Annotated in this window: 3 protein-coding genes and 2 pseudogenes; all 5 read right to left on the reverse strand. The window is 35.8% G+C overall.

Annotated features, from left to right (window positions below; translation table 11 throughout):
- Nucleotides 1–136: 136 nt before the first annotated feature.
- Complete coding sequence (locus O9295_RS22630) at nucleotides 137–3,193, reverse strand: Hint domain-containing homing endonuclease (RefSeq protein ID WP_288035528.1); 3,057 nt, start codon at nucleotides 3,191–3,193, stop codon at nucleotides 137–139.
- A gap of 369 nt (nucleotides 3,194–3,562) precedes the next feature.
- Nucleotides 3,563–3,685: pseudogene (locus tag O9295_RS22635) on the reverse strand (DUF4347 domain-containing protein); the annotation flags it as partial.
- 145 nt (nucleotides 3,686–3,830) lie between these two features.
- Nucleotides 3,831–4,268, reverse strand: coding sequence for a PIN domain-containing protein (locus O9295_RS22640; protein WP_288035534.1), 438 nt, complete (start codon nucleotides 4,266–4,268; stop codon nucleotides 3,831–3,833).
- A gap of 1 nt (nucleotide 4,269) precedes the next feature.
- Nucleotides 4,270–4,533, reverse strand: coding sequence for an AbrB/MazE/SpoVT family DNA-binding domain-containing protein (locus O9295_RS22645; protein ID WP_079205536.1), 264 nt, complete (start codon nucleotides 4,531–4,533; stop codon nucleotides 4,270–4,272).
- 279 nt (nucleotides 4,534–4,812) lie between these two features.
- Nucleotides 4,813–5,200 (reverse strand): annotated as a pseudogene (locus tag O9295_RS22650) (hypothetical protein); the annotation flags it as partial.

Genomic DNA, 5,200 nt, shown 5'->3' on the forward strand with positions numbered 1-5,200 from the left:
GTTGACCCTTTTCCCTGTTTTGCTTCTCGCAAAGCTCGTCAGGATTATTATGGCAAAATTACCTTTTCTTTTATTCAGGAGTTTGAGGCTTTCACATAACAGTACTTGTCTTTGTATTGAAAAATGTGTCCGTCAGTCAGATGGGTACCTCTTGGTTATTATTGAATTTAAGAATTTCAATCTTTTGATTAAAGAAGTCAGAAATTACAATTTTGTCAGTTAACTCAGAAATAGTTGCTGAAGGTTTGCTTGGATTTTTGAGAGCAATAATTAAATTTATGCCACTTTGTTGTACTAATAAATCTGAAGATTTTATACTAGCATCAAATTCAATAGAATCTAATCCACCTACATCATTAATCGTAACTGTTCCATTACCACGACTATAAACATAAACATCATCCCCTTGACCACCATTAAGTGTTGCTCCCGAGGAAGCAATCAAAACATCATTGCCAACTCCGCCATTGTCTTTGACAATTTTACTCGCATTTGCCCCTACATAATTATCCGAAGCTTGAGGAGTGTCTAAATTTAAAGCTTGCGCTTTTGGTTTAATTTGTAACCAGTTTGCTACTTGTTCAGCTTCTAATGTTACTACACCATTTCTAACAACAGGTTTAAAACGACTACCATCAGCAAACCTGACTACTTGATCTGGTGTAACTGTTTTTCCATTAACAATAAAGTTGTTGCCAGAAATAGATACTGTTAGTTTTGACGGTAAAGTTGTTAAGCCAAAATCGACATATTTATTGTCTTTATTGGTTAAAGTTTGTGCTTGACTTGGTGTTTTTTGTAATTCCAGAATCTGCTGATCAGCGATAGAAATTGCATTATCATCTAACTCTTGAATTGTCTTCTCATAGAGATAGGGATTATCTTTATAAACACCCCATTCTCTGGCGACTTGAAAACCAGCGCTTAATTTGTCCAGTGTGTTGACATCGCCAGGAAGATTAATTAAATATCGCTTAACATAAATATCACCGCCTTCCATCTGTAATGATTTGACTTGCTGGAAGATTCCATTAGTAATTGCTTCTTGTGGTGAAGAATACTGCCAAGGATAATTATAGGCACTTAAACCCAGATCTCCTGGTCGATAAACATACGACTTTTTAAAATGACCATAACGAAATTCTCTAATGGAGAGTGGCTTCCCGCCAATTGATGCCGCAATCGTAGTTAAAGTATCTCTTGCAGCAACTCCCATATTATAAGCGACATCATAATTGCCTTTATCGTCAACAGCAACAGGAGTTAAAATAAACTGATTGTTGGAAATTATTACGCTGGTAAAAGCACGAGGATAATCTTTATCGCCAAATAAACCACCGAAAACACTACCAATTAACGTACCAATCGCTGTACCAACAACAGGAATGGGGATAAAAGAACCTGCAAAAGCCCCAATTGTTGCGCCTATTTTTGCGCCTGTGACACTAACATCTTCACTCAAGACATTCCATTTGAACAGTTTTGAATAAAGATAAGAACCTGCGAATGAACCGAATGCGGATTGTGCTACATTAGCTAACGAATTAGTAAGGCTTAACTTGCTAGAATCAACGCCAATAATTATATTACCTTCCTTTAGAGAGGGCGCACCAAAAAGTTTAACTGCTGTTATCGGGTAAGACTTAGCAACTTCGGCAGTAACATAATAAGAAACTGAGCCTACAACTAGGGAACTAACAGCAATTTGAGTTAGTGGATCTTCAATTTTAAAAGCCTTAATTAGAGAATTAGCTAATTTACTACTTCCTAAACCAATACCTGTTGAAATAACACTACCTGGCAATCTTCTATAAATTGCGCCTAATGATAATGATTCCTGACTGCGGTTACGAAATGCAGGATCATCTGATAGGTCAAATTCATAAACAATAGCATCACCAGTCCAACTCCCTACCGTCTTACCTAAAGATTGTGCTACAAGCTGACTAGCAAATTTATCATTAGCAAAATAAGCCCCAATTTGACTACCAATTGAAGCCCCAATTAAGCCTCCTGTTGTAACGGGTTGATAGAGAGAAAGAGACTCATTATGAACCCGATAATCTCCTGCTATATATGTATGTAAATCTTCAACAGTAAAGTTATAAACTGTATGTTTACCTGCAACTGGTTTAATACCAGGATGAGGGATCAATTTACCCGTTATACCTACCAAAAAGCCATCATGGTCAATTTCACCTAAAGCCTTAAAACTGCCATCAGCTTGTAGAAAATGATGTCCTAAAGTAACTTTAATATTACCTAATTGAACAACTTCTTGATCGGGTGTAATAAAAGTTTGAGTGACTTTGCGCGGTTGCAGTTCTCCCAGTCCATCAAACGCCATTACTTCATCACCAATTTTGATTTGTTCGATGGGTTTGTATGTGCCATCTGACATTAAAATTGGGGTTTCTGCGGCGAAGCAAAAATTAGTTAAATCATATAATTCAATTGTCTTTTTTAATTCTTCAAGATTCTTCAAATATTCTTGCGCAATTGGTGTTTTATTAGGATCAGGTTTATATGAACCGCCATTGTTTTTTGCTTGTGTAGCTTTTTCATTCATTCCCCTTTCACCGACATTATAAAAGTAAACAATTAATGCGTCTTTCTGATCTTGTGTAAGCGTATTCCAGTTAGAGGCATTTTTTTGATACCATTGTGCGGCATTTTGTACCATTAATCCAGCAAAATATACTGTTGTTGACTTTTCATTATTAATAAGATCAGAAACTAATTTTGTATAATCGTTATTGTATTGTTTTAAATTTAATGGATCGCTATTTGGATATTGCTGATTATACTTTTCCAATAAATATATAGCCGTATAAATTTGGACATTGCCTCGTCCAACATCTATAGAAGAAACATAGCTTGTTTTGCTTATTGAACCATTTTTTATTTGATCCCATAATGTAGGTTGATCTCGCAATTTTTCATAAGAGTTTTTGATGGAATTTAGCGAGCTATTTAATACAAATTTATCAGCCCCCCATTGAGTCAAATCATCTTTAATAGTTTCTTTGCTATCATGAAATTCTTCGAGAATCGAGCCAATTACAGACTTACCTGAAATACCATATTGGCTAAGGTTCAATGTTTTGTATATTTCCTTAGCATCTTTCCAGTCATTAGAAACAATCATATGTAACTCTAACCAACTATATAATTGAGGAGTTTCGCTTGACATTGTTAGTCTCCAAAATACAAAATTAAAACCACTGTTAACATTGAGAGAAAATAAGCGATCACACTCAATAAATAGCTGTCATTAAGTGATGGTCGCACCATGTAGCTGCAAAAAAACTTTGTACAGTAATGTAGGGTGGACATTGCCCACAAATTGCTTTGCTATTAATTATTCAGCCAAGTCAGCCGGTTTTTAAACAACCGTTTAACTAGCCGGTGTGGGTTAGGGTTGAAGACTGTCAAAACATCAATTAATGGTTTCTACTATCTTAAGAGCGTTTTTTTCTACCGTCAATTAGGACATAAGATATACTTATTGTTTTCTCAATCAGGTTTATTCATGAATCAGAGAAAATCAAATTAAATTCGGTGCGGTTAAACGCTGATTTCTCACACTATCCACCTGATTAGCTTGACTCAAGCCATCAGATTGGGCAAAATCGAACAAAACATCGTAAATAGCAGGAAGGCTCGGCAACAGGGTAGAAGTCATGACGTTAACTGCAACAGTTTATTGCTAACAGTTTTAGCCCAACAATCCCCAATCTTTCAAGACCCCTGTAACAGAAATTAACATTTATACAAGAAAACGGGTTTCTTGAAACCCGTTTTCTAAAGGCAATCACTAATACCCTAAGTCATAACTCATGATTAATAATTGAGCGAATGTCTTGTATAAATTGCGATGGCGTTTGCATAATTATTCCTGTTTGTTCAGCAACTCGTGACGTAAAATCTTTGGTGTTTAAGCTTAGTAATCTATCTGCATTAGCCAATAAAGCAGCTGCAAGAATAGGAGCATCTTTTTCTTCAATAATTTTACAAAATCGTAAGAATTGTTCTTGAGATGGATTCGGTAAAATTTCAGGATTTATCTGGCTGATAAGTTGCTTGAAAATGGGAAGCGCTAAGGGAATTTTTCTATAAAGATTTCGCTGGCATTCTTCTAACACTTGTTCTGAAATAAGTATTTTAAATAAGCCAATTTCAGCCATTGTCAGCACTGCTCGACTTGCACCTGTTTTAGAAGCTGCACCAGCAATTAAGATACTGGAATCAGCAAAAATTCTCTTCATATTAATGTTTTTGTTGGTATATTTTTTGCCTTTCTTCGTCTAATCCTTGTAATAAATCATTCAGTGTAACATTGGCTTCTTCTCGAATTGTTGTAATTTGGTCAGACAGTTGAGGGACTTTTGGTTGTTGTAAAGTCAACAAAATAATACCCTCAATTTCTATTAAATTTAATAAATCTCCTTCGCAAAGATTGAGTTTATCTTGGATAGCTTGAGGAACATTAATTGTTCCATTTTTTTCTAAGCGAATAGCAAAAGAGTTCATGATTGATATTTATTGACGTAATTTATTGAAAATTATAGCATTTTTTGATAGTGCGGTCTGCTCCTCAGTGTTTTTGGCACGCTTATCTCGTAGCCAGATCAGAAAAACTGTATCATCTACCCCCTCACAATGACAATTTTAGTGGGTCATGGCGGGAAGGCGATCGCCATAAGTCCAGAAAACGGGTTCCTTGAAAAAATCCGTTTTCTCGATATTGTTTTTTGGCTGAGGGTTTCAAGGTGAATGGGTGGACAATGCCTACCCTACGCCAAGATTTTCTTATTGGATTTTTGCTAAAGACTGCTTAAATTCTGCGAGAGAATTAGCAGTAGCCGCTAATTTTAGTAGCTCTTCTAAGATAGTAGGGTTAGTGATTTTGCCGATTATCTCTTCAATTTCTGAAGAAATTTGTCCAAAACGCACAGTTAAAACTGTTTTGATGTCATCGCGGCTTTTTTCTAACGCGCCAATTTCCTTGCCAATTTCCTTACCAATTTCCTTACCAATTTCCTTGCCAATTTCCTTACCAATTTCCTTACCGCGTTCTATTCCTCGTAACTCCCCAATTTCCTCACCAATTTTCCTTCCTCGTAACTCCATATTACTTATTAAAGGCATGGTTCTTTCCTCCTCAAATTGTTTGATTTTACTCTCTAAACTTGACTGC

The organism is Microcystis sp. LE18-22.4A, assembly GCF_027531105.1.
Lineage (GTDB): Bacteria > Cyanobacteriota > Cyanobacteriia > Cyanobacteriales > Microcystaceae > Microcystis > Microcystis aeruginosa.

Coding starts and splice junctions, on each gene's coding strand:
- O9295_RS22640 (WP_288035534.1), bottom strand. CDS start 4,268: ATGAAGAGAATTTTTGCTGATTCCAGTATCTTAATTGCTGGTGCAGCT.
- O9295_RS22645 (WP_079205536.1), bottom strand. CDS start 4,533: ATGAACTCTTTTGCTATTCGCTTAGAAAAAAATGGAACAATTAATGTT.
- O9295_RS22630 (WP_288035528.1), bottom strand. CDS start 3,193: ATGTCAAGCGAAACTCCTCAATTATATAGTTGGTTAGAGTTACATATG.